The organism is Streptomyces sp. NBC_01474, from assembly GCF_035918215.1.
Lineage (GTDB): Bacteria > Actinomycetota > Actinomycetes > Streptomycetales > Streptomycetaceae > Streptomyces > Streptomyces aureus.
This window is the reverse complement of the sequence record NZ_CP109449.1, coordinates 7964675-7987284: the sequence shown is the minus strand read 5'-3', so window position 1 is coordinate 7987284 and position 22610 is coordinate 7964675. Positions and strand designations below refer to the sequence as shown.

At 71.9% G+C, this 22610-nt stretch carries 15 protein-coding genes; 8 read left to right on the top strand and 7 right to left on the bottom strand.

All coding sequences use genetic code 11. The annotated features are described in order from the left end of the window. Positions 1 to 4: 4 nt before the first annotated feature. A complete protein-coding gene (locus OG758_RS36405) occupies positions 5 to 1393 on the bottom strand; it encodes an aldehyde dehydrogenase family protein (RefSeq protein ID WP_326713785.1) in 1389 nt (462 codons plus the stop codon). 283 nt (positions 1394 to 1676) lie between these two features. Here OG758_RS36405 and OG758_RS36400 point away from each other — a divergent pair, with 283 nt between their 5' ends. The 3 genes from OG758_RS36400 to OG758_RS36390 all read left to right on the top strand — a co-directional run bounded on the left by OG758_RS36400 (position 1677) and on the right by OG758_RS36390 (position 10492). Further along, positions 1677 to 4211: a S8 family serine peptidase gene (locus tag OG758_RS36400; RefSeq protein WP_326713784.1), complete on the top strand. Its 2535-nt coding sequence runs from the start codon at positions 1677 to 1679 to the stop codon at positions 4209 to 4211. Further along, complete coding sequence (locus OG758_RS36395; protein ID WP_326713783.1) at positions 4211 to 7126, top strand: FG-GAP repeat domain-containing protein; 2916 nt, start codon at positions 4211 to 4213, stop codon at positions 7124 to 7126. Before OG758_RS36400 ends, OG758_RS36395 begins: the two co-directional genes overlap by 1 nt. 84 nt (positions 7127 to 7210) lie before the next feature. Then, the gene (locus OG758_RS36390; RefSeq protein WP_326713782.1) at positions 7211 to 10492 is read left to right on the top strand and encodes an ATP-binding protein; all 3282 of its coding nucleotides are present in this window, start codon (positions 7211 to 7213) and stop codon (positions 10490 to 10492) included. Here OG758_RS36390 and OG758_RS36385 read toward each other — a convergent pair. The 3 genes from OG758_RS36385 to OG758_RS36375 all read right to left on the bottom strand — a co-directional run bounded on the left by OG758_RS36385 (position 10489) and on the right by OG758_RS36375 (position 14032). After that, entirely contained in the window at positions 10489 to 11757 is a 1269-nt protein-coding gene (locus tag OG758_RS36385; RefSeq protein ID WP_326713781.1) for an MFS transporter, read from the bottom strand. The two genes, OG758_RS36390 and OG758_RS36385, sit on opposite strands and share 4 nt — an antisense overlap. 5 nt (positions 11758 to 11762) lie before the next feature. Then, positions 11763 to 13193, bottom strand: a complete 1431-nt coding sequence (locus tag OG758_RS36380) for a CitMHS family transporter (protein ID WP_326713780.1) — start codon at positions 13191 to 13193, stop codon at positions 11763 to 11765. Positions 13194 to 13399: 206 nt separating this feature from the next. Then, entirely contained in the window at positions 13400 to 14032 is a 633-nt protein-coding gene (locus OG758_RS36375; RefSeq protein WP_383668518.1) for a TetR family transcriptional regulator, read from the bottom strand. Between the two features lie 101 nt (positions 14033 to 14133). On the opposite strand from OG758_RS36375, the gene hmgA reads away from it, so the two are divergent. From hmgA to OG758_RS36360, 3 genes are read left to right on the top strand one after another with little or no spacing between them, the layout of a single operon-like run. Then, positions 14134 to 15459, top strand: a complete 1326-nt coding sequence (hmgA, locus tag OG758_RS36370; RefSeq protein ID WP_326713779.1) for a homogentisate 1,2-dioxygenase — start codon at positions 14134 to 14136, stop codon at positions 15457 to 15459. Between the two features lie 40 nt (positions 15460 to 15499). After that, on the top strand, positions 15500 to 16249 hold the full coding sequence (locus OG758_RS36365; protein ID WP_326713778.1) for a GntR family transcriptional regulator: 750 nt from the start codon (positions 15500 to 15502) through the stop codon (positions 16247 to 16249). Positions 16250 to 16261: 12 nt separating this feature from the next. Next, positions 16262 to 17482 carry a type ISP restriction/modification enzyme gene (locus tag OG758_RS36360; RefSeq protein WP_326713777.1) on the top strand — a complete coding sequence of 407 codons (1221 nt, stop codon included), beginning with the start codon at positions 16262 to 16264 and terminating at the stop codon, positions 17480 to 17482. A gap of 24 nt (positions 17483 to 17506) precedes the next feature. On the opposite strand, the gene OG758_RS36355 is transcribed toward OG758_RS36360, so the two are convergent. After that, a complete protein-coding gene (locus OG758_RS36355; RefSeq protein WP_266566041.1) occupies positions 17507 to 18217 on the bottom strand; it encodes a TetR/AcrR family transcriptional regulator in 711 nt (236 codons plus the stop codon). A gap of 63 nt (positions 18218 to 18280) precedes the next feature. On the opposite strand from OG758_RS36355, the gene OG758_RS36350 reads away from it, so the two are divergent. Further along, entirely contained in the window at positions 18281 to 19231 is a 951-nt protein-coding gene (locus OG758_RS36350; protein ID WP_326713776.1) for an ATP-binding cassette domain-containing protein, read from the top strand. Positions 19232 to 19274: 43 nt separating this feature from the next. Then, positions 19275 to 20060 (top strand): ABC transporter permease, encoded by a 786-nt coding sequence (locus OG758_RS36345; protein WP_326713775.1) that lies wholly within the window; start codon positions 19275 to 19277, stop codon positions 20058 to 20060. 17 nt (positions 20061 to 20077) lie between these two features. On the opposite strand, the gene OG758_RS36340 is transcribed toward OG758_RS36345, so the two are convergent. Beyond that, positions 20078 to 21826: an amidohydrolase gene (locus OG758_RS36340; protein WP_326713774.1), complete on the bottom strand. Its 1749-nt coding sequence runs from the start codon at positions 21824 to 21826 to the stop codon at positions 20078 to 20080. A gap of 506 nt (positions 21827 to 22332) precedes the next feature. Further along, on the bottom strand, positions 22333 to 22605 hold the full coding sequence (locus tag OG758_RS36335; protein WP_116502944.1) for a hypothetical protein: 273 nt from the start codon (positions 22603 to 22605) through the stop codon (positions 22333 to 22335). Between the last annotated feature and the right edge of the window lie 5 nt (positions 22606 to 22610).

Here is a 22610-nt window from a genome sequence, read left to right as displayed (position 1 = left end):
TCCCTTAGAACTGGAGGGACTTGGTCTGGAGGTACTCGGACAGGCCGTGCGCGCCCAGCTCGCGGCCGACGCCCGACTGCTTGTAACCGCCGAACGGGGCAAGGGGGTTGAAGCGGCCGCCGTTGATGTCGACCTGGCCGGTGTCCATGCGGCGCGCGAACGCGACCGCCTCGGCGTCGTCGGCCGCCCAGACGGCTCCCGCGAGGCCGTACACCGTTCCGTTGGCGATGCGCAGGGCGTCGCCCTCGTCCTCGTAGCGGATGATCGAGACGACCGGGCCGAAGATCTCCTCCTGGGCGATGGCCATCTCGGGGGTGACGTCGGCGAAGACGGTCGGGCTGACGAAGTAGCCCTCCTCGCGCGGGGCTTCGGGGCCGCCTGCGACGAGGCGGGCGCCCTCGGCGACGCCCTTCTCGATGTAGCCGCGCACGCGCGTGTGCTGCTTGGCGTTGACGAGCGGGCCGATGCGGTCGCCGTACTTGGCGGCGGCCTCGGCGGCGAGCGCGACGGCCTCGTCGTACTGGGACGTGTGGACGAGCATGCGGGTCCAGGCGCTGCACGTCTGGCCGGAGTTGCCCATGACGTTCGCGATGCCGACACCGACCGCCTTGGCGAGGTCGGCGCTCGGCAGGATGACGTTGGCGGACTTGCCGCCGAGTTCGAGGGCGACGCGCTTGACGGCCGCGCCCGCGGTGGCGCCGATCTGCTTGCCGACGGCGGTGGATCCGGTGAAGGAGACCAGGTCGACGCCCGGGTGCTCGGCGAGCGCCTGGCCCGCGACGGGGCCGAGGCCGGTGACGAGGTTGAACACGCCCGCGGGGATGCCCGCTTCATGGACGGCCTCGGCGAAGAGCTGGGCGGTCAGCGGGGTGTCCTCTGCGGGCTTGAGCACGACGGTGCACCCGGCCGCGAGCGCGGGGGCCACCTTCGCGACGATCTGGTGGAGCGGGTAGTTCCAGGGCGTGATCGCGCCGACGACGCCGACCGGTTCGGCGTAGACGGTGGAGTTGCCGACCTTCTCCTCGAAGGCGTACGAGGCGGCGAGTTCGGCGTACGAGCCTGCCACCAGGATCGGCACGCCCGCATGCACCATCTGCGAGAACTGCAGGGGCGCGCCGAGTTCGGCGGTGACGGTCTCGGCGATCTCGTCCTTGCGGGCGACGAGGACGTCGCGCAGGGCGGCGATCCGCGCGGCGCGTTCGGCGGGCGGGGTCGCGGCCCAGGCGGGGAACGCCTCGTGGGCGGCGAACACGGCGGCGTCGACGTCCTCGGCGACGCCCGCCGGCACATGGGCGATGACCTGCTCGTCCGCCGGATTCACCACGGCGATCGTGTCCGTGCCGGCGGCGGCCCGCCACTCGCCGCCGATGTACATCCCGTCGTGGGCCTTCATGGCTGTTCCTCCCGGGGTGCCGCGTCCACGGCACAGTCGTCCGCTACGGCGAAGTCGTCCGCGGCCCAAACTAGCGCCGTTAGTTTTTGGGCGCCAGGGGCCACTTTCATGGTTCCCGTCACGGTGCCACGCCCGGTGCGCGAAGTCCGCCTCGTCCAGGCCGGTAACGCGCCAGTAACGGCCCCCTCCTAGCGTCCCGGACCAGCCCGCCCCGCCCCCGTACCTCCCCCGTGGGTACGGGCGGCGGGCGGGTTCCCCGTACCAGTCCTGGAGGAGCGCTCCTATGCACCTGCCCCGATCCCCCCGGCGCAGATCCGCCGCTTGGGCCGCGGCCGCGATCACGGCGGCGGCCGTCCTGATCGGCCCGGCCCCCGCCTTCGCGCAGTCCGACACCACCACGAGCAGCACCGCCGAGGTCGACCAGTCCGTTCTCGACACCGTCGGGAAGGGCAAGGAGTCGACCTTCTTCGTCGTCCTCAAGAAGCAGGCGGACCTGTCCGCGGCCAAGGGCGCGCGCACGCACGCCGCGAAGGCGAAGTCGGCGTTCGCCGAGCTGCGCGCCGAGGCCAGGAGCAGCCAGCAGCCCCTCCAGTCCTTCCTGGACAAGGAGAAGGTCGGCTACGAGTCGTTCTGGATCACCAACGCGCTCAAGGTGACCGGCGACGAGCGGCTCGTCGAGGACCTGGCGAAGCGCGCCGATGTGGCGAGCATCGTCAAGGAACACCACTACGCCCTTGACGCCACCGAGAGCCGGGTCTCCGACGCGGCCGGCGACAGCGACCCGGTCACCCCCGAGTGGGGCGTCAAGGACATCAAGGCCGACCAGGTCTGGGACCAGTACGACGACCGGGGCGAGGGCATCGTCATCGCCAACGTCGACTCGGGCGTCCAGTACGACCACCCGGCGCTGAAGGCCAACTACCGCGGCAACAACGGCGATGGTTCCTTCACACACGACTACAACTGGTACGACCCGACCGGCCAGTGCCCCACGTCGGCGCCCTGCGACAACAACGGTCACGGCACCCACACGATGGGCACCATGGTCGGCGCGGGCGGCGTCGGAGTCGCGCCCGGTGCGAAGTGGATCGCCGCCAAGGGCTGCGAGTCCAGCTCCTGCTCGGACGCCTCGCTGCTCGCGGCGGGCCAGTGGATCCTCGCCCCGACCGACCACAACGGCCAGAACCCGCGCCCCGACCTCGCGCCCGACATCGTGAACAACTCCTGGGGCGGCGGCGACACGACGTTCTACCAGGACATCGTCGAGGCGTGGAACGCGGCCGGGATCTTCGAGGCGTTCGCCTCCGGCAACGACGGTGACGGCGTGACCTGCTCGACCGGCCACGCACCGGGCTCGCAGGCACCGGCGTACGGCGTCGGCGCGTACGACGTGGACGGCAAGATCGCCTCCTTCTCCGGCTTCGGGCCCTCCAAGCTCGACGGCTCGATGAAACCGAACATCTCGGCCCCGGGCGTCAACGTCCGCTCCACCTGGCCGGGCAACACCTACAAGGCGATCTCCGGTACGTCGATGGCGACCCCGCACGTCGCGGGCGCCGTCGCCCTGCTCTGGGCGTCGGCTCCCTCCCTCATCGGCAACATCGAGGCGACGCGCGCGCTGCTGAACGAGGGTGCGGTCGACGTCGACGACACACATTGCGGCGGCACCGCCGGCGCAAACAACGTGTGGGGCGAGGGCAAGCTCGACATCTTCGCCTCCGTCGACAAGGCCCCGCACACGGCGGCCGTCGTCACCGGCAAGGTCACCGACAAGGCGACGGGCTCCGCGTTGTCCGGCGTCACCGTGAAGGCCTCGGGCGCCACCTCGACCCGCACCGTGACGACCGCGTCAGACGGCTCCTACCGGCTGACGCTCCCGGCGGGCACGTACGACTTCACCCTCGGTGGCTACGGCTACGCGGACGGCGCCAGGTCCGGCATCACCGTCACCACCGGCGAGCAGGCCACCGAGGACTTCGCCCTGAACGCGGTCGCCTCGCACGCCGTGTCCGGCACCGTCCTCGACGTCACCGGCAAGCCGCTGGCCAAGGCCACCGTCCAGGTCGCGGGCACGCCCGTCGCCTCCGTCACCACGGACGCCACCGGCCACTTCACCCTGCCGAAGGTCGCCGAGGGCTCGTACACGCTGACCGCCACGCCCGCCGCGCCCGTCCTGTGCAACGGCACGTACAACAGCAAGCTGACCGTGGACGGCGACGAGACGCTCACCGCCCGGGTGCCCGCCCGCTCCGACAGCACCGGCAACAGCTGCACCCCCGCCACGTACTCCTGGATCGCCGGCAGCAGCAAGGTCGCGCTCAGCGGGGACGAGGACGCCAGGACGATCGCGCTGCCCTTCCCGGTGAAGCTGTACGGCGTCCCCTACTCCAGCGCGAGCGTCACCACGAACGGCCTGATCAACTTCATGGAGCCGCGGCTCGGCGACTACGAGAACGTCGCACTCCCGTCGGCGGACAAGCCGAACGGCACCGTCGCCGCGTTCTGGGACGACCTGACCCTGGACAAGAAGTCGAGCGTGCAGACCTCCACCACCGGTACGGCCGGCAGCCGGAAGTTCGCCGTCGTCTGGAACAACGCCGCGTTCGCTGACGGGAGTCCGGGCCGCGTCACCTTCGAGGCCGTCTTCGACGAGGCCACCGGCGCCGTCACCCTCCAGTACCTCGCCGTGCCGGGCGGCGGCGCGAGCGCCACCGTCGGCATCGAGAACCAGGCCGGCACCGACGCCCTCCAGTACACCTTCAACGAGCCGGTCCTCAAGGACAAGGCCGCCATCCGCATCGCGCAGGGGACCAAGTGATGAGAAGCAACTCCCGGCGGGCGCTGCGGCTCGCCTCCGCGCTGGTCGCGGCCGGCCTGGCGCTGAGCGCCGCGCCTCCCGCCCTCGCGGCCGACGACGGCTCCCTGCTGACGCTGACGGACGGCCAGGCCGAGAAGCTCGCCGACCACGCCCAGCTCAACCCCTACGCGGACGCCGACCGCGAGACGGTCGACCCGCAGGGCGCGACCAAGGGCTCCGGTACGGACGGGCAGGGCTCCGGCTCCCACCTCGACGAAGGCACCGGCACCGACGGCGCCGTCACTATCTCCCCCAAGTCCGCGCTGGAAGGCGTGCGCGGCCTCGCTGCCACCGTCCCCGCCGGGGGCAAGGGCGGCGACTACTTCACCCTGCACAGCCTCGGCAGCGTCCAGCGCAGCAAGGCCGACGGCACCGCCCTGTGGCGGCGCGACAACGCCTCGCTGTACGCGGACTGGGGTGTCAAGAACTCCCGGCCATGGCAGACAGAGCCGTACCCGGCGCGGATCGTCATGGGCTACAACGCGGTCAGCCCGTTCACACCGGCCTCCGACCAGGGGTACGTGACCGGCGACCTGACCGGCGACGGCGTGGACGACGTGGTGTTCTCGGCGAGCGTCGGCGTGAACCCGTACCGCCCCTTCACCTCGCCCGGCTCGACCCTGCCCAACGGCACCTTCGTCACGGTGCTCGACGGGAAGACCGGCAAGACGCTGTGGTCGAAGCTGTACGCGTACGCCTACAACGTGAAGCTCGTCGGCAAGACGCTCGTCGTCACGGACGCGCCGTACTACAACCTCAACTCCCCGGCCACCGCGACCGCCACCGTCTCCGGCCTCCGCTTCGCGTACGCCGACGGGGCACTGAAGCCCACCGACACGTGGACGTACGACACGGAGGTGCGCGACCGCACGGCGTGGGGTGCTCTGGAGGATCTCGGCGGCGGCCTGGTCGCCGCGTCGTACAACCAGCGCAAGACAGCCACGACGGCGGGCCGCGGCCGCACTCTCGTGCTCGACACAACCGACGGCCAGGTCAAGTGGAAGACGGACAGCGCTCTTTACTCACGCCAGCTGCACCTGGACACAGCGCGCGGCCGGCTCGTGGCCTTGGAGCAGTCCGACCCGAACGACGGCGTCAAGTACGAGATCGACACCTACTCCCTGGCCGACGGCAGGCGGACCACCCTCGACACCCGGATCAACGCGCTGCCCACCGACATGACGATCGGTGACCTGCGGGGCGACCGGAAGCCCGAGTACGTGGTCAGCGAGTCGACACTCGACCCGTACCTGTACCTCAACTCCAACACCGTCAGGGTCGTGGACGGAACGGACCCCGCCACGCTGCTGTGGTCCTCAACCATCAAGCGGGCCGCCGACAACGGCCATGACGGTCCGAGCGTCTGGAGCCTCGACGTTGTCGACGGCAGCCTGGTGACGGCCGCCCAGGACGACACCGGCATGAACACCGCCGAGAACCCCGGCGGCGGCCAGTACGCCTCGCTCACCGTGTTCTCCGGCAGCGGTGACGTGCGCTGGCAGGAGAAGGGTATCGGCGCGTCGCCGATGTTCGCCCAGGCCTACCGCGACGCCGACGGCCGGCATATCCGCACGGTCGACCAGAACCAGAACCTGCGCACCTACGGGTTCGGCAACGGCGAGCAGCAGGCCCTGCTGCCCTTCCAGGGCGACCTGTCGTCCTCGGCCTCGGCCGACCTCGACGGCGACAAGAAGAACGACCTGGTCGTCGGCGGCAAGTCCAATGGCGTGTGGGCCTACTCGGGTCCCTCGCTGACCGCGGGCAAGCCCAAGCTCCTGTGGAAGGCCACCGTCCCGGGCCAGGTGCACCGGATCGAGAAGGGCGACGTCAACGGCGACGGCGTCGACGACTTCGCGGTGGCCGCGGACACGGCGGTCGCGGTCCTCGACGGCCGCACCGGCAAGGCCCTCGAACGCATCGACGGCAAGGGGCAGTTCATCCGCTCCGTGACGGTCGCCGACCTGAACGGCGACAAGCGTGCCGACGTCCTCGTGCCCACCGACAAGCTGCGGGCCTACCGCGGCGACGGCTCGGCGCTGTGGACGTACGCGGCACCGGACAGCGCGGGCGACGTCGTGTTCGGCGACCCCGCGGTGGGCGAAGGCCGGGTGTACGCGCAGTACACCAGCACCGACTCCCTCGACAAGGACTCACCCGTGGTCGACGGCGCCGCACTCGACGCCAAGAAGGGCACGGTGCGCTGGACCGCCTCGCCGAAGGCCCCGGCCGAGGCCGTCGACGGCAAGCTGTACGGAGCCGTCCTGAAGCGAGGCGTGTTCACCTCGCCGAAGATCCCGTACGCCGACGGGCACGCGGTCGTCTACACCTGGATGGCGGCGACCTCCACCACCGCGTCGGGCGCCCCGGACGCGACGAGTCTGCGCAACGTCGTCGAGATCCGCGACAGCCGCACCGGCGAGGTCCTGCACCAGGGCCTGGCCGGCGGCGCCTGGACGCTCGGGAACTACTTCACCGGGCCGGAGGGGCTGAACGTCGCGGGGACCGCTTCGTTCCGCACCTATGGGGCGGGCGGCCAGGACTACTCGATCTTCACCTTGGCCAGCACGGAGACCGGCGGCTTCCTGACCGGACCGGGCGGAAAGCGGCTCCTCGCGGCGGGCACCCAGGCGGGCCTCGACCTCTACGACCCGGCCGTGCTCACCGGGGGCCACAACTACCCCGCTCCCGTGGGCCGAGTCACGCTGATGGGCGCCCGGGAGTACTTCTCCGGCGACCTGGACGGTGACGGCGTCGACGAGGTCGTGAACCTCGGTTTCGACGAGACGGGCTTCGACCGGACGACCGAGCTGCTCGGCGGCCGATACCTGAACCAGTTCACCGCGATCTCCCAGCTGACGGTGAACACACTCTCCTGACCTTCGCCATCGCCCGCAGGCCCCCCGGACATCCGTTCGGGGGGCCTGCGGTGCGCCTGGGGCAGGGGGTTAAAGTGCGCCCTTATGGGTGCGGACAACACGAACCACGGCACGGAATCCGCTCCTCCACTGCTGCGTCTACACCTTTTCGGCGGCTTTCGGCTCACTCGCGACGGCGGCCCCGCCCTCGCCGAACGATGGCCACGCCCCAGCGCCCGCGCCCTCGTCAAACTCCTCGCGGTCTCCCCCGGCCACAGCCTCCACCGCGAACAGGCCATGGACATCTGCTGGCCCGACGCCGACGCGTCCGCCGCGCTCGGCAGCCTGCGCGTCGCCCTGCACGCCGCGCGCCGCGCCCTGGAGCCGGAGCTGGCGCCGCGAGCGGCCTCCTCGTACCTCATCTCGGACGGCACGCTCCTGCGCCTCGATCCGCGGACGGTCTGGATCGACGCCGACCACGCGGAGCGACTGGCGGAAGCCGCGCTCGACTCCGGCTCCACCACCCGACTCGGCGCCGCGCTCGGCGCGTTCACGGGGGAACTGCTGCCGGAGGACCGGTACGCGCCGTGGACCGACTCGCGGCGCGAACGGCTCGCCGTCGTGTGCGAACGGCTGCGGATCACACTGGCCGAGGCGCTGCTCGACGAGGATGCCGCCGACGAGGCCGCCACGGTTGCCCGGTCGGCGCTCGACGAGAACCCGGCGGACGAGCGCGCCCATCAGCTCCTCATGAGCGCCTATCTGCGCCAAGGGCTGCGGCGGCAGGCGGTACGGCAGTTCCACGCGTGCCGCGAGGCCCTCGACTCCGAACTCGGCGTGCGTCCCGGGCCCCGGACTCAGCGGCTCCATCTGCTCGCCCTCGACGCGGGCGGAGCGGCGGCCCCGGTGGCGCGGCCCGCCGCGGGATTCACGCCGCCGGGCGCGGTGCGAGGGCCCGCGCCGGCGCCGCTGCGGGGGCGTGACGCGGTCCTCGACCGGCTGCTCGCGCCGGACGCGCCCGCCGTACAGCTGATCTGCGGCGAGGCGGGGCTCGGCAAGACGCGCCTGGTGAGCGAGGCGGCACGACGCGCTCTCGGCGAAGGCTCCGCGGTGCTGTGGGGTGCGGGCCACGACGCGGAAGGACACACGCCGTTCGGCGCATTCGTGGAGGCGCTCGACGGCTGGCTCGCCGACCGGCCGCCCGCGGAGCGCGCCAGGGCCGGTGCCGAGTACCCCGAACTGGCGTCGCTGCTCCCGTCGTTGGGGCAGGCGGGCGGTGGCGCGGAGCGCAGTCCGGAGGAAGAGCGGGAGCGGCTGTTCCGGGCGGCGGCCGGGCTGCTCGGAGAACTCGCGGAGACGGCGCCCGTCCTGGTCGTCCTCGACGACCTGCACGCGGCCGACGCGGGCTCGTTCCAACTGCTCGGCCATCTGGCCCGCCGTGTCAGGACGGCCCGCGGCCCCGTCCGCTTCGTGGCGACGTACCGGTCCGAGGAACTCACCGAGACCGACCCGCGCCGCGCGGGCCTCGAATCCCTCGTACGCCAGCGACTCGCGCGCCATGTGGAACTGCCCCGCCTGGGCCGCGACGACTGTCTGACCCTGGCCGCGGACGCGCTGGGCCTGCCGGCCGGGTCCGCCGTACCCGAGCGGGTCTGGGACCTCTCGCTGGGCAACCCACTCTTCGCCCTGGAACTGGCGCGGGCATTCGGGGACGAGCGCGGGGGCGAGGCAACCATGACGGAGGCATCCGAGCCCGAGCCTCAAGCTCCCGACGGTGTACGGCAGTTGGTGGCCACGCGGCTCGCGCGGCTCGGGTCCGCCGCGCGCCGGGTCGTGGAGGCCGTGGCGGTGGCCGGCGGGGACGCGGCACTCGCCGAGGTGCTCGACGTCGCGGGCGCGGGGCTGCACCCGCTGCTCTCCATGGCCGAGGCAACGTCCGGCGCCGACGCGGCCGTCGCGGCCTCGGTCCTCGCCGAACGGGACGTCGTCGCCGACGGGCGCACCGTACCCGGCCTCACCTTCCGCCACCCCCTCGTACGCCTCACCTGCTACGAGCGCCTCTCCGCCGCCCGCCGCCGCCTCCTCCACTCGGCCTACGCCGAGGCCGTGCTGCGGCGCAGGCCCGACGCCGTGGACACGCTCGCCGCGCATCTGACCCGCGCGGACGACCCGCGCGCCACCGGCTATCTCCGGCAGGCCGCCGAGCGGGCAGCCGCCCTGTGCGCGAACGACACCGCGGACCACTACTACGCTCAGCTCACCGACCGTCTCGACGCGTTCGCCGCCGAGTCGGCGAGGGCCAGGATCGACCGGGCGGCCGTGCTGCGCCGCATGGCGCGGTACGAGGACGCGGCGCGGGTGCTGCGCGAGGCCCTCGACGACCTGGCTCGCCGCGGCGACGCGGACGGGCGCGTCCTGGCCTCGGCCCGGCTTGCCGAGGTCCTGGCGAAGACCCGCTCCACGGAGGAAGGGCTCGCCCTCCTCGACGCGGCGCCGCCCGCCGCGGGAACCACGCCGGAGACGGCCACCGCGCACCATCTCGCCCGCTCCCTCCTGTACTTCGTCACCGGCCGCTACCCGGAGGCCGTCACCGCGGGAGAGGCGGCGCACTCGGCGGCGCTGCGGGTGACGGGGCCCGAGCAACGCGGTCTGCTCGCGCGTTCGCTCGCCACACAGGCCACGTCGCTGGCCCTGGCCGGGCGCTTCGCGCAGGCCAGGCCCGTGGCGGACCGCGCGCTGCCGCACGCGGAGGCGTACGGGGATCCGCAGTTGCTCGGCTCGGTCCTCTCCGTCCTGCGGGAGCACGCGCGCCGGTCGGGGCGGCTGCGGGAGGCCATCACGACGGGCCAGCGCGCCCTCGCGCTGGCCGAGCGCTCCGGCGACCCGACGGCGGCAGCCTTCGAGCGGGCCAATCTCGCCGAACTCCATCTGCTCCTGGAGGAGTACGACGCGGCGCGCGACCTCGCGCAGGACGCGGTACGCGAGTCGGAGCCGCACACGGGCTGGTGCGCTCCGTATGCGCTGGCCGCGCTGGCGCGGGTACGGATGCGGTCGGGTGACGCGGAGTCCTGCGCCGCCCTCCTGGACCGGGCGGGCCGGACCGCCGACGCGCAGGGCGACCGGCAGGCCCAGCAGGAAGTACGGCTGGCCCGGGCCGAGTTGGGCGTACGCCGGAACCGCCCCGAGGAGGCGCTGGCCCTGCTTGCCGGGACGACGGACGCGGGCCATCTCACGGCCTGGGCCCACCTGGAGGCGGGCCGCCCCGCCCAGGCAGCAACGCTCGCCGAGGCCGAAGCCGCCCGCGCCCAAAAGGCGGGCGAGCGCCTGGCGGAGGCGGAGGCCAGGATCATTCACGGCCGCGCGCAAGCAGCACTAGGGCGTAGCTAGCCCCTCCGGCGCTTGAGGGGCGGGGTCCGGGGCGGAGCCCCGGTTCGGGAACGGGCGGGCCCGGGGAAGAGACCCCGCCCCGAGGACCCCCCGCTACCACCCCGCACCCCGACCCCCGCCGCCCCCACCAGCAGCACGCCGAGCATCAGGAACGGCGCGGCAACCCCCGCGACCCCCGCCACAAGCCCGGCCGCGGCCGGCGCCGCCACCTGCCCGAGCCGGTTGCCGGTGAGCCGCAGCGCGAGCGCCGTGGACCGGGCGTCGTCGGGCGCCGCCTGGACGACCGTCGTCATCGAGAGCGGCTGCCCGACACCCAGGCAGAAACCGAGCACAGCCAGCATCAGGGCGAGCGCCCACACCGGCACGGGCAGCGCGATACCCGCACACACAGCCCCGGCGACCAGGCAGGTGGTGGCGAGAAGAGTCGCCCTCCCGAGGCGCCGCAGCATCGGCGTCATGACAAGCCGGCAGGCGATCGTGGCGGCGGCCCGCAGGCTCAGCAGCAGGCCGACGACGGACGGCGCGATCCCCCGGTGCTCGCCGACGACCGGCAGATACGCCGTGAGGATGTCCGTCGCGGACAGGACAGCGAGGGAGATGAAGATGCCGCCGGGCACACCCCGGGTACGCAGGATCCGCCCGACCGGCACGCGCGGCCCGGCGGGTGCGGCCGCACCCGTCTTCGCACGGGGGTGCTCGATGCGCCACAGCGAGGTGAAGGAGACCGCGGCGACGGCTGCCGCGACGAGCAGCGCGAGCGCGCTCGTGGCTCCCAGGTCGGGCCCGCCGATGAGCGCGCCCGCGGCGATCGGCCCGCCGAGCTGGCCGAGGGACGCGCCGATGGTGAAGTGACCGAAGTTGCGGTCCTGTTCGGCCGGAGCGGACTGGCGGGCGACGATCGACTGCGCGCCGATCACGAACGACAGATGACCGAGTCCCATCACGCCGCTCCAGGCGGCCATCGCGGCAAGGGAGCCGGCCGTGCCGCTGAGCGCGCAGCCGCCGGCGATGAGGACGACGCCGACGGGCAGCAGGGGCGCGCACCGGCCGTGGTCGGTGCGGCGGCCGAGCGGTACGGCCGCGAACAGCGGAAGGAGCGCGTACACACCCGCGATCACACCGATCGCACGCTCGTCCGCGCCGAGCGCGACAGCCCGGTAGGAGACGGCGGGCCGCGCCATCGACACCGCCCCCTGCGCGAAGCTGAAGGCGATGACGAGGCGGAGCAGCCAGCTTCTCCTGCCGGGCTCTGTAGGGAGACTCATCGAGGTCAGAGGATCCCGAAGAGGAATCCGGCGCCGAGTATCACCAGCGCGGTGAGCGCGGCCCATTTGACCGTGAATTTCGTGTGGTCGCCGAACTCGACCTTGGCCATGCCGACGAGGACGAAGACGGCGGGGACGAGCGGGCTCGACATGTGCAGCGGCTGGCCGATGAGGGAGGCGCGGGCGATCTCGAGGGTGGAGACGCCGTGCGCGTTCCCGGCCTCGGCGAGGACGGGCAGGATGCCGAAGTAGAAGCCGTCGTTCGACATGAAATACGTGAACGGGATGGACAGGACGCCGGTGACGAGGGCCATGTGCGGGCCCATCCAGTCGGGGATGCCGCCGACGACCCACTTGGCCATGTGGTCGACCATGCCGGTGCCCTGGAGGACGCCGGTGAAGACGGCCGCGGCGAAGACCATGCCGGAGACGTTCAGGACGTTCTCGGCGTGGGCTGCGAGGCGGGCCCTCTGGTCGGGCATGTGCGGGAAGTTCACCGTGAGGGCGAGCGCGGCGCCCAGGATGAACAGCACCGGGATCGGCAGCCACTCCATGATCATCGCGGTGAGCAGGGTCACCGTCATGAGCGCGTTGAACCAGTAGAGCTTGGGGCGCAGGGTGGCGCGGTTCGGATCGAGGGCGGCGAAGGTCTCGCCGTCCTCGTTCTCGTACGAGGGCGCGTCGGAGCCGGAACCGGAGCCGCCGGAGGCCTTCTTGCCGGAGCCGGAGCCGGAACCCGTGCCGCCGGAGGCACCCGCACCGACGAGCACCTTCTCGTCGGACGTCTCGGTGACGGTCTCGGTGACCTCGTCGAGCGACAGGTAGCCGAGGCGCTTGCGCTCGCGGCGGCCCAGCACGTAGGCGAGGGCGAAGACGAAGAGCAGACCGACGGCGAGCGCCGGGATCATCGGCACGAAGATGTCGCTGGCGTCGAGCTTCAGCGCCGTCGCGGCGCGGGCGGTGGGGCCGCCCCAGGGCAGCGTGTTCATGACGCCGTTGGCGGTCGCGGCGACACCGGTCATCACGATCAGGCTCATCTTGAGGCGCTTGTACAGCGGGTACATCGCCGAGACGGTGATCATGAAGGTGGTGGAGCCGTCACCGTCGAGGGAGACGATCGCCGCGAGCACCGCGGTGCCGACGACGATGCGGACCGGGTCGGCCTTCGCGAACTTCAGGATGCCGCGCACGATCGGATCGAAGAGGCCGACGTCGATCATCAGACCGAAGTAGACGATGGCGAACATCAGCATCGCCGCCGTGGGCGCGAGGTCACCGATGCCCGCGACGACGTAGTCGCCGAGCTTGGCTCCCTTGCCCACGAAGACGCAGAAGAGAGCGGGGATGAGCACGAGCGCCGCGATCGGCGACACCTTCTTCATCATGATCAGCACCAGGAAGGTGGCAATCATGCCGAAGCCGAGGATGGTCAACATGTGGATACCTAACGTTCGCCCTTGAACTTCCACCGGGGCCTTGCGGTCAGCGAGACGTTAGGGCGCGCACATCAGCCTTAACAAGATGTTGACGTGCGAGCAATAAGCGCAAAACTCCAGGTCACGGGGTTGGGCGGCGATCGAGGGTGCCGGCGAGGACGTTTTCAGCGCTCCCGGGGACCGCCGCCGACGGGGCGGGCCCCGGATCAGTCCAGCACTCGCGCCAAATACACCCGCAGCAGCTCCCGCGTCTCCGCGATGACGTTCTCGTCGCCCGTCGGGTCGAGCCGGAACGCGAGCCGGACCAGGGCGTCGGCTGATTCGACGGCGACCAGGAACGTGCGCCGCAGGGTTTCGTCGGGGGTGCGGTCGAGGTGGACGGCGAGCAGCTCGGTGAGGCGGTCGGTGAGGCGGTGGTTGGGGCCGGCGTCGGCGCCGACGGGGATCTGATTGCCGAAGTCGACGAGGGAGAAGCCGGGAGCGGTGCGCTTCATGGCGAGGTACTCGTCGAGGACGGCGTCCATGGCGGCGCGCCAGTCGGCCGCGGGGATCGCCGCGAGGCGCCCTACGATCCGCTCTGCGTAGCGCTGCAGATTGCGTTCGGCGAGGGCGTCGACGAGGGCGCGTTTGTTGCCGAAGAAGCGGTAGACGGAGCCGATGGGCACCCCGGCGCGGACCGCCACGGCCCGGGTGCTGAGCTCCTCGTAGCCGCCTTCGTCGAGCAGTTGCGCGCAGGCGTCGAGTATCCGGCTCAGGCGTTCGGCGCTGCGCTGCTGGACGGGCGCCCGGCGCAGGGACGTGGAGTGGGTCACGGGTTCCACGGGCGGCGTCCACGGCATGACCCGGAGAGTAGAGGACTGTTCAGCTTCCCGGGGTGCTCTTGCGCGAGGAAAAAGGGAATCCTACGGTAGAGCATAGGAATCATGGACGAGGGAGCCACATGCGTGACGCGAGGAAGACCGCCGAGGGGCTTGCCTACCTCTCGGGCTTCGGCAACGAGCACAGCTCGGAGGCGGTGCCCGGCGCTCTGCCCCACGGACGCAACTCGCCGCAGCGCGCCCCGCTCGGTCTGTACGCGGAGCAGCTGAGCGGCGCCGCGTTCACCGAGCCGCGGGCGCACAACCGGCGTTCGTGGCTGTACCGGATCCGCCCCTCGGCCGCGCACCCGGCGTTCGTACGGGCGGACAACGGCGCGCTGCGCACCGCCCCCTTCACCGAGTCCGTCCCCGACCCCAACCGGCTGCGCTGGAACCCGCTGCCCGAGCCGGCGCCCGGCACGGACTTCCTGGCGGGCCTGTGGACCCTGGGCGGGAACGGCGACGCTGCCCAGCGCGCCGGTATGGCCGTGCACCTCTACCACGCCAACTCCTCCATGACGGACCGGGTGTTCAGCGACGCGGACGGCGAGCTCCTGATCGTCCCCGAGCGCGGCGGCCTGCTGCTGCGCACCGAGTTCGGCCTGCTGCACGTGGATCCCGGCCACGTCGCGCTGATCCCGCGCGGGGTCCGCTTCCGTGTCGAACTCCTCGACGGCGATGCCCGCGGCTACGTCTGCGAGAACTACGGCTCCCCCTTCCGGCTGCCCGACCTGGGCCCGATCGGCGCCAACGGCCTGGCGAACGCCCGGGACTTCATGGTCCCCGTCGCCGCGTACGAGGACACCGAGGGGCCGGTGGAGGTGGTGAACAAGTTCTGCGGAAACCTCTGGCGCGCCACGTACGACCACTCGCCGCTCGATGTCGTCGCCTGGCACGGCAACCATGTCCCGTGCGTCTACGACCTGCGTCGTTTCAATGTCATCGGGTCGGTCAGCTACGACCATCCGGATCCGTCGATCTTCACGGTCCTCACCTCGCCGAGCGACACCCCGGGGCTCGCGGGCGTGGACTTCGTGGTGTTCGCGCCGCGCTGGCTGGTCGGCGAGGACACGTTCCGGCCGCCGTACTTCCACCGGAACGTGATGAGCGAGTACATGGGCCTGATCGAGGGCGCTTACGACGCCAAGACGGCCGGCAAGGGGGGTTTCGTTCCGGGCGGTGGTTCGCTGCACAACATGATGTCGGCGCACGGCCCGGACCGTGAGACCTTCGACAAGGCGTCGGCGGCCGAACTCAGGCCGCAGAAGGTCGACGACGGGCTCGCCTTCATGTTCGAGACCCGGTGGCCGGTGACCGCGACCGCCCAGGCGGCGCAGGCCGATCACCTCCAGCGCGGCTACGACGACGTGTGGAGCGGCCTCGAACGGCACTTCAGGCCGTCGCACTGAGCCCGTTGCACTGAACGCGCCCGACCGATACGGATAGCCCGTGACCTCTTTCGCCCCGGACTCGATCGTCCTGAACCGCAAGCTGCCGCTCTGGTATCAGGTGTCGCAGTCCCTGCGCGCCTCCATACTGGGGCGCTCCCCCGACGACCCGCTGCGCCTGCCCACCGAGGAACAGCTCGCGGGGCACTACGGGGTGAGCGTCCTGACCATGCGGCAGGCGCTCAAGGAGCTGGAGGACGAGGGGCTCATCACCCGGCACCGCAGGCGCGGCACCTTCATCGAGCCGGCCGCGCGGCGGGGAGCACCCGTGCGCCTGCTCGGCTCGGTCGACGCCATCGTGGCCCAGCAGTCCGGTATGACGACCGAACTGCTGGACCACGGCACGGTTCCGGTTCCCGGCACGATCGCCGAGTACTTTCCGGAGGCCGAGACCGTGGGCACGTACCACCGGCTGCGCTGCGACGAGAAGACCGGTGAGCCGACGAACCACGCCCGCAACTACATCAGGGCCGACCTCGCCGACCGTGTCGACCTGGACGATCTGGTGCGCTGGCCGATGACGAAGGTCCTGCGCGACATCGTCGGCGTGCGCATCAGCCGGATCACCGACACCGTCGAGGCCCGGCTCGCGGACCCGGAGACGGCCCGCCTGCTGCAAGTCCCGCTGCTCAGCCCGATCCTGCACTACACGGGGATCACCTATGACGAGGACGGCCGGCCGCTGGATGTCGCCGTCATCCACTACCGCGGCGACCGGTTCTCCTTCACGGTCACTCTCGACGCGCACTGACCGCGTCGTACGATGCCGGGCGTGACGCCCGACAGCCTCGAAAGCCTTGTTGACGCGCCGCTGCTCGCGGACCTCATGCCGTGGTCCGTCGCGCCCCTGCGCCTGGGCCGCGCCTGGCCGCTGGCGCCGGACCAGGCTTCCCTGAAGGCCCGTTGGTCCGCGTTCGTGAAGGCCGAGGCGGCGGAGCGCGAGTCCCTGCTCGAACCGAGCCGGGCCCGCACCCTGCGCACGGCCGTCGCCCAGCTCCCCGGCCGGCGCACCCCGACGGACGACCTGACCCACGCCGAGGGCCCCTGCCCCGAACCCGTCCGGGTGCTGCACGCCCCCTTCGACGAGCAGTGGCTGATACCGGACCACCGGCTGATCGACGCGGCCCGACCCGAGCTGTGGCGGGTGGCCGACGAGAGCCAGCTGTTCCTCGTCGAGCAGGGTTTCGTGCCCGGGGCGGGCGGACCGGCGGTGCTCGCCTGCGCGATCCTGCCCGAGGGCCGCTCCCCCGCGGGACGCCCCGGCCGCATCCGCCCGCTGTACCGGCGCCCCGAAGGACGCGAACCGAATGTGACGCCCGGCCTGCTCACCGAGCTCTCCGGCCGGTTCGGGCACGGGGTCGGGGCGCGCGACCTGCTCGCCTGGACCCTCGCCGTGGCGCGGCCCTCCCCGCAGGGCCCGCGGGTCCCGCTCACGGACGACGCCGGAGTCTGGGCCTCCGGCACAGCGCTCGGCGAGCGGATCCTGTGGCTGTTGCGCCGAGGCGGCGAGGGCGACCGCCCCAAACTCCCCGGGGGCCGCCGCCCGTACGTGCGCGCCCCGCTCCCGGACCGCCCCACCGAGCTGCTCTACGACCGCGAGGAGGAGGCCCTGCTCGTCGGCGACGGCCGCATCTCCCCGGTCCCCGCCGAGGCCTGGGACTTCCAGGTGAGCGGGGTGCGGGTGATCGAGCAGTGGTTCGCGCGCAGGACCGCGGCCGCCGAGCCGGGGACGCTGGCCGGGATCCGCTCCAGTGCCTGGCCGCAGTCGTGGACGTCGGAGCTGCTGGAGATCGTCACGGTACTGGCACTGCTGGCCGAACTGTGCGCGCGGCAGGAGGAGTTGCTGACGGACGCCGCGTCGCTCATCACGGCGACGGACCTGCGTGGGGCGCGCGTCCTGCCCCCGGCGCCGGCCACGCGCAGGCCGGCCTCGGTCCTCGACCATCACGAGGAGGGCCCGGGCGGCCAGTTCGCGCTGCTCTGAAGTTCGGCGCTCCCCCCCCCGGACTCAGGAGGGGACGAATCCGTCGAGGGTGCGCCCGAGGGCCCGCTCGAAGGCCGCTTCCATGTCGACGGGCCCGGTGCTCTGGGCGAACGCGGCGGCCAGGTGCGGATAGTCGCCGGTCGAGATCCGGCTGACCAGGTAGGCGGTCCGCGCGGCGAACTCCTGTTCCTCCGACCAGGGCAGCGAACGGGTCCGCTCGGCGGAGGCGATCTCGTTGGCGACGTAGAACGTCACGACGCCGGTGAGGGACGCGACGAGTTCCATCTTCGTCCCGGCCGGCAGGTCGACCGGTTCGAGGCAGGTCATGCAGTACTCCAGGTACCGCAGCGCGTTCGGGCTGAAGCCGTAGACGGGTGACATGAGCCGGGGCATCCACGGGTGCCGGATCATCAGGGCGCGGGCCTGCCGGGCGAGGGCGAGCAGGTCGGCGCGCCAGTCGCCGGTCGGCTCGGACAGGTCGTACTCGGCGCTCACCGCGTCGACCATCAGTTCGTAGAGGTCGTCTTTCCTGGGCACGTAGTTGTAGAGCGACATCGTGCCGAGGCCCAGCTCCCCGGCGATCCGCCGCATCGACACGGCGTCGATGCCGTCCGCGTCCGCGACGCGCACGGCGGCGGCCGCGATGTCACCCCTGCCGTAGGCGGGTTTCGGGCCACGTCCCGCGCGCTCGGGGCGCGTCCAGATCACTTCGGGTTCGGCCGCTCGGCCCGTCATCGATCATCACCTCGCCCACCATCGTAGTTACGTACACCGTACGTAGTGCGCTACGGTAGCTCCATGACTTCTACGTACGCCGTACTTAGTGAAGGTCTGGAGAAGCGATACGGCTCCGGGGACCAGGTGGTCCACGCCCTGCGGGGCCTCGATCTCGCCGTCGAGGAGGGCACGGTCTGCGGGCTGCTCGGGCCGAACGGCGCGGGCAAGACGACAGCCGTCCGGGTGCTCACCACCCTGCTGCGGCCCGACGCGGGGTCCGCGCGTGTCGCGGGCCACGACGTCCTGACCGAGGCGCCGGCCGTGCGCCGCCTGATCGGCGTCACCGGGCAGTACGCATCGGTCGACGGCGACCTCACCGGACGCGAGAACCTGCGCCTGTTCGCCCGCCTCCTGCGGCTGCCGCGGAGCCGCGCCGACGAACTGCTCGACCGCTTCGGCCTCACCGCGGCGGCCGACCGCACGGCCCGTACGTACTCCGGCGGGATGCGCCGCCGCCTCGACCTCGCGGCGAGCCTGCTCACGCGGCCCGCCGTGCTCTTCCTCGACGAGCCCACGACCGGCCTCGACCCGCACAGCAGGAGCGGCATCTGGGACGCGGTCCGCGAGCTGACCGGCCAGGGCACGACCGTGCTGCTCACCACGCAGTACCTGGAGGAGGCCGACCAACTCGCCGACTCCGTGGTCCTGATCGACGGGGGACGCGCCGCCCACCGCGGAACCCCCGCCGAACTCAAGGCGCAGACCGGCAGTTACGCGGAGGTGGTGGTCGCCGAGGACGCGGCCCTGCACGCCGCCGCCGTCGTCCTCGACCAGCTCACCGGCGCCGAGCCGACCCTCGACCCGGACCGCAGGGCGGTCGGCGTGGTCACCCTCGACCAGACCCTCACGCTCCCCCGCATCGTCCGCGAACTGGACGCGTCGGGCGTCCCGATCGTCGACGCGACCCTGCGCCCGCCGACCCTGGACGAAGCGTTCCTGCGCCTCACCGGCGCCCGGGAGCTCGTCGCATGACCGCACCGCCCACCGACCCCGACTCCCCTTCGGAGACGACCTGATGACCACCGCGCTCCTGTACGACGGCACGGCGATGCTCGGCCGGCACCTCCAGCGGATCCGGCACGCGCCCGCGATCCTCGTGATGACGCAGACGATGCCGATCGTCTTCCTGCTCTTCTTCGGATACGTCTTCGGCAGCGCCCTGGCGATGCCCGGCGCGGACTACCGCGCCTTCCTGGTGCCGGGCATGCTCGTCGCGACCGCGGCGAACGGGATCATGACCGGGATGTTCACGGCGGCCCAGGACTCGCACCGGGGCGTCATGGACCGCTTCCGTACGCTGCCGATGACCCGCGCGGCCGTCCCGCTCGGGCAGGCGGCGGCCGACATCGTGACGACGGCGGCCGGTCTCGTGCCGCTGCTCCTCGTCGGGCTCGCGATGGGCTGGCGGATCGAGGGCGGCGCGCTCGAAGCGGCGGGCGCCTTCGGCCTGTTGCTGCTGTTCCGCTTCGCCGCTACGTGGGTCGGCATCCTGCTAGGGCTTGTCTCGCGCAGCGAGGAGGCGGCGGGCCAGCTCGGCGGCGCGACGTTCATGCTCCCGCTGCTGTCGAACGCGTACATCCCGACGGCGGGCTTCCCCGGCTGGGTGCGCGTGCTCGCCGAGTGGAACCCGATCAGCGCGGTCGCCACGGCCGTACGCGACCTGTTCGGCAACGCCCCCGTGCCCGGCGGCTCCTCGTGGCCCGTGGCGCACCCGGTGGCCGGCTCGCTCGCCTGGTGCGCGGGGCTGCTCGCGGTGTGCGTGCCGCTCGCCGTCCGCCGGTACACGACCGGCGGACGCTGAGCGAACTGCGGGCCGGTCTACTTCTGCGGGGCCAGCTCGGGTCCGAGCGAGGAGAACTTCTCGTTCGAGACGACCCGCCGGGGCGGCCAGGTGATGTTGTTCGGCGGCCACTTCTGCCCGGTCTTCTTCAGGAACCAGGCCGGCGGCTCGTACATGGGCGGCTCATAGCCGTCCGGCAGGGCCGTCTTCCACTCGACGTCCTTGGTGCGCTCCTTGAACTCGTCCTTGAGAGCCTTGAGCCGCTCGGGCTGCGTGATCAGGTCGACCGCCGTCGCCGCCAGGTACTTCGCGGCGGCGATCACCGCGGCCCGACCGGGCGCCGCGGCGGCGCACGACGCGGTGGACCAGGTGTGGAACTTGCCGCCGATCGGGGCGAGCGCGGCGCCCATCGACACAGTGGGCACGTTCCAGCTGATGTCGGCGACGTCCGTCGAACCGCCGCCCAGGAACACGGGGTTGGGCGGGGTCAGTTCGGCGACCTTGTCGTGCATGCCGACCTCGGGAAGCCCCAGGGACTTCTGCAGGTCCTTCGCCAGCTGGTGCGCCTCGGCGGTGAACGCGGGCGGGCCGATCTGCCGCATGTTGTCGTACAGCAGTTCCGCGGCCGCCTTGTTGGGCAGCTGGTTCCAGCAGGCGGAGGTGATGCGGTGCTGCACCTTCGTCTGCGAGGCCTTGGCGGCGGCCTCGGAGATCGCGATCACCTTGTCCAGCAGCACCTGGACGCGCGCCGTGCTTCCCTCGCGCACGTAGTAGGAGATCTCGGCGATCTCCGGGGTCACGTTCGGGATGTCGCCGCCGTTGTTGATGACCCAGTGCAGGCGCGCGGCCGGAGCCATGTTCTCCTCGCGCAGGAACTCCGACATCGTCGCCATCATCACGGCGGCGTCCAGCGCCGACTTGTTGCCGAGCGGGGTGCCGCCGTGGCCCGCCACGCCGAGGAACGTGAAGGTGACCGCGGTCATGGCGTTGCTGGTGCCCCAGCCGGTGGCGTTGGCGGTGGAGGGGTGCCAGTCGAGGAACGCGTCGAGCCCGTCGTACACGCCCCTGCTGACCGCGTACGTCTTGCCGATCAGCGCCTCCTCGGCCGTGGAGCCGAAGAACTTCACCGTGACCGGCACCTTGTGCTTCTTCGCCGCCTGCGCGACCGCGGCCGCCGCTGCCGCCGCCGCGGTTCCGAGGGCGCTGTGCCCACAGCCGTGGCCCGGCCCGTAACTCGGGGAGAAGGGGTCGTGGATGTACTCGCGCGGATCGTGATGGCCGACGCCTTTGTTCTGGGAGAGCCCGGGCAGCGCGTCGTACTCGCCGCTGAAGCCGAGGACCGGGCCGCCGCTGCCGTACGAGAAGGTCGCCGTGAAGGCCGTCGGGAAGCCGGCCGTACCGAACTTGACGTCGAATCCCGCCTTTTCGAGGAATCCGGCCTCGGCGACCGAGGAGTTCCACTCGCGCAGCGACAGCTCCGCGTGCTCCCAGATCTCCTCGTTCAGGCCCGTGATGCGGGAGGAGTTGGAGGTGATCCAGCCGAGGGCGGAGGACTTGGCCGGGCTGTCCTCGGCGAGGCCCTCGGGCGCCTTGTAGGCACCGGCCTCCTCGACGATGGAGTCGGCCGCCGCGGCCATCGCCGGGTCGGCCTCGGCGGTCATGGCAGCGGTCACTCCGGCCGCGCCGAGCAGTTGCATGATGCGGCGCCTGCTGAGCTGCGGGCCGGCGGCGGTCTGACTCGTCCCGTGCTCATGCTCGTGCTCATGCTGGTCGTGCAGGTCACACACGCGCGTACCTCCGGGGGTGAGGTTTCCGTGTACAGGCCAAACGATCAGGATCAGGCGCAACATTGGCCCCGGAACATTGCCCCGTCAACATCCGTGCATGACAAAGCTGTTACGCACCGGACATGGACGACTGCGCGCGGCGATGCCTGCGGGGGCGTCAACAGGCCCCGGAATGACAGAAAACCGACCGTGCGGAGGGCACGCGTCGGAGGTGAGAGGAGATGTACGGCGGCACAAGGGTGACAGGGATGCACGACGGCGCACCGGGGGGCGGGGAGGGTGCGGCTCACATGCCGTGTCAGCGCGCGTCAGCGCCGCTTCAGTGCCGGGCGGTCCGATGGGAAGAGCGGTGCCGGGGCGGCAGGGGATTTCTGTCCCGCGTCAGGCGAACACACCTGGATGACGCCGCGTGCCGTGGGGATGACGGTCGCGGAGATCGCGGCGCCGTGCCGGTACGGCATGGTCGCCTGAGCGCGGGACCGGGCTGTGCCGGTGATGACCGCCTGTCAGCGGCGGCCGCCGAACAGCGAGCGGCGCAGTCGCCGCAGTGGCGCGAAGAGCGAGACCCGGCTCACTCGCGCGCCCCTGCTGCTGCGCTCGTGCGCGACGTCACGCGAGGTGAGCTCACGCATGAGCGACGTCGCCTCGGCCGCCTCGCGCTGCGGGACGGCGGGACCGCCCAGCACCGAGAGATGGCGGTCGAGACGCGAGCTGGTCGCACTGCTCCCGCAGGTGATCGCAGGCACACGTGGCCTGCTGCGCACTGTTATCTGTTCCATGTCAC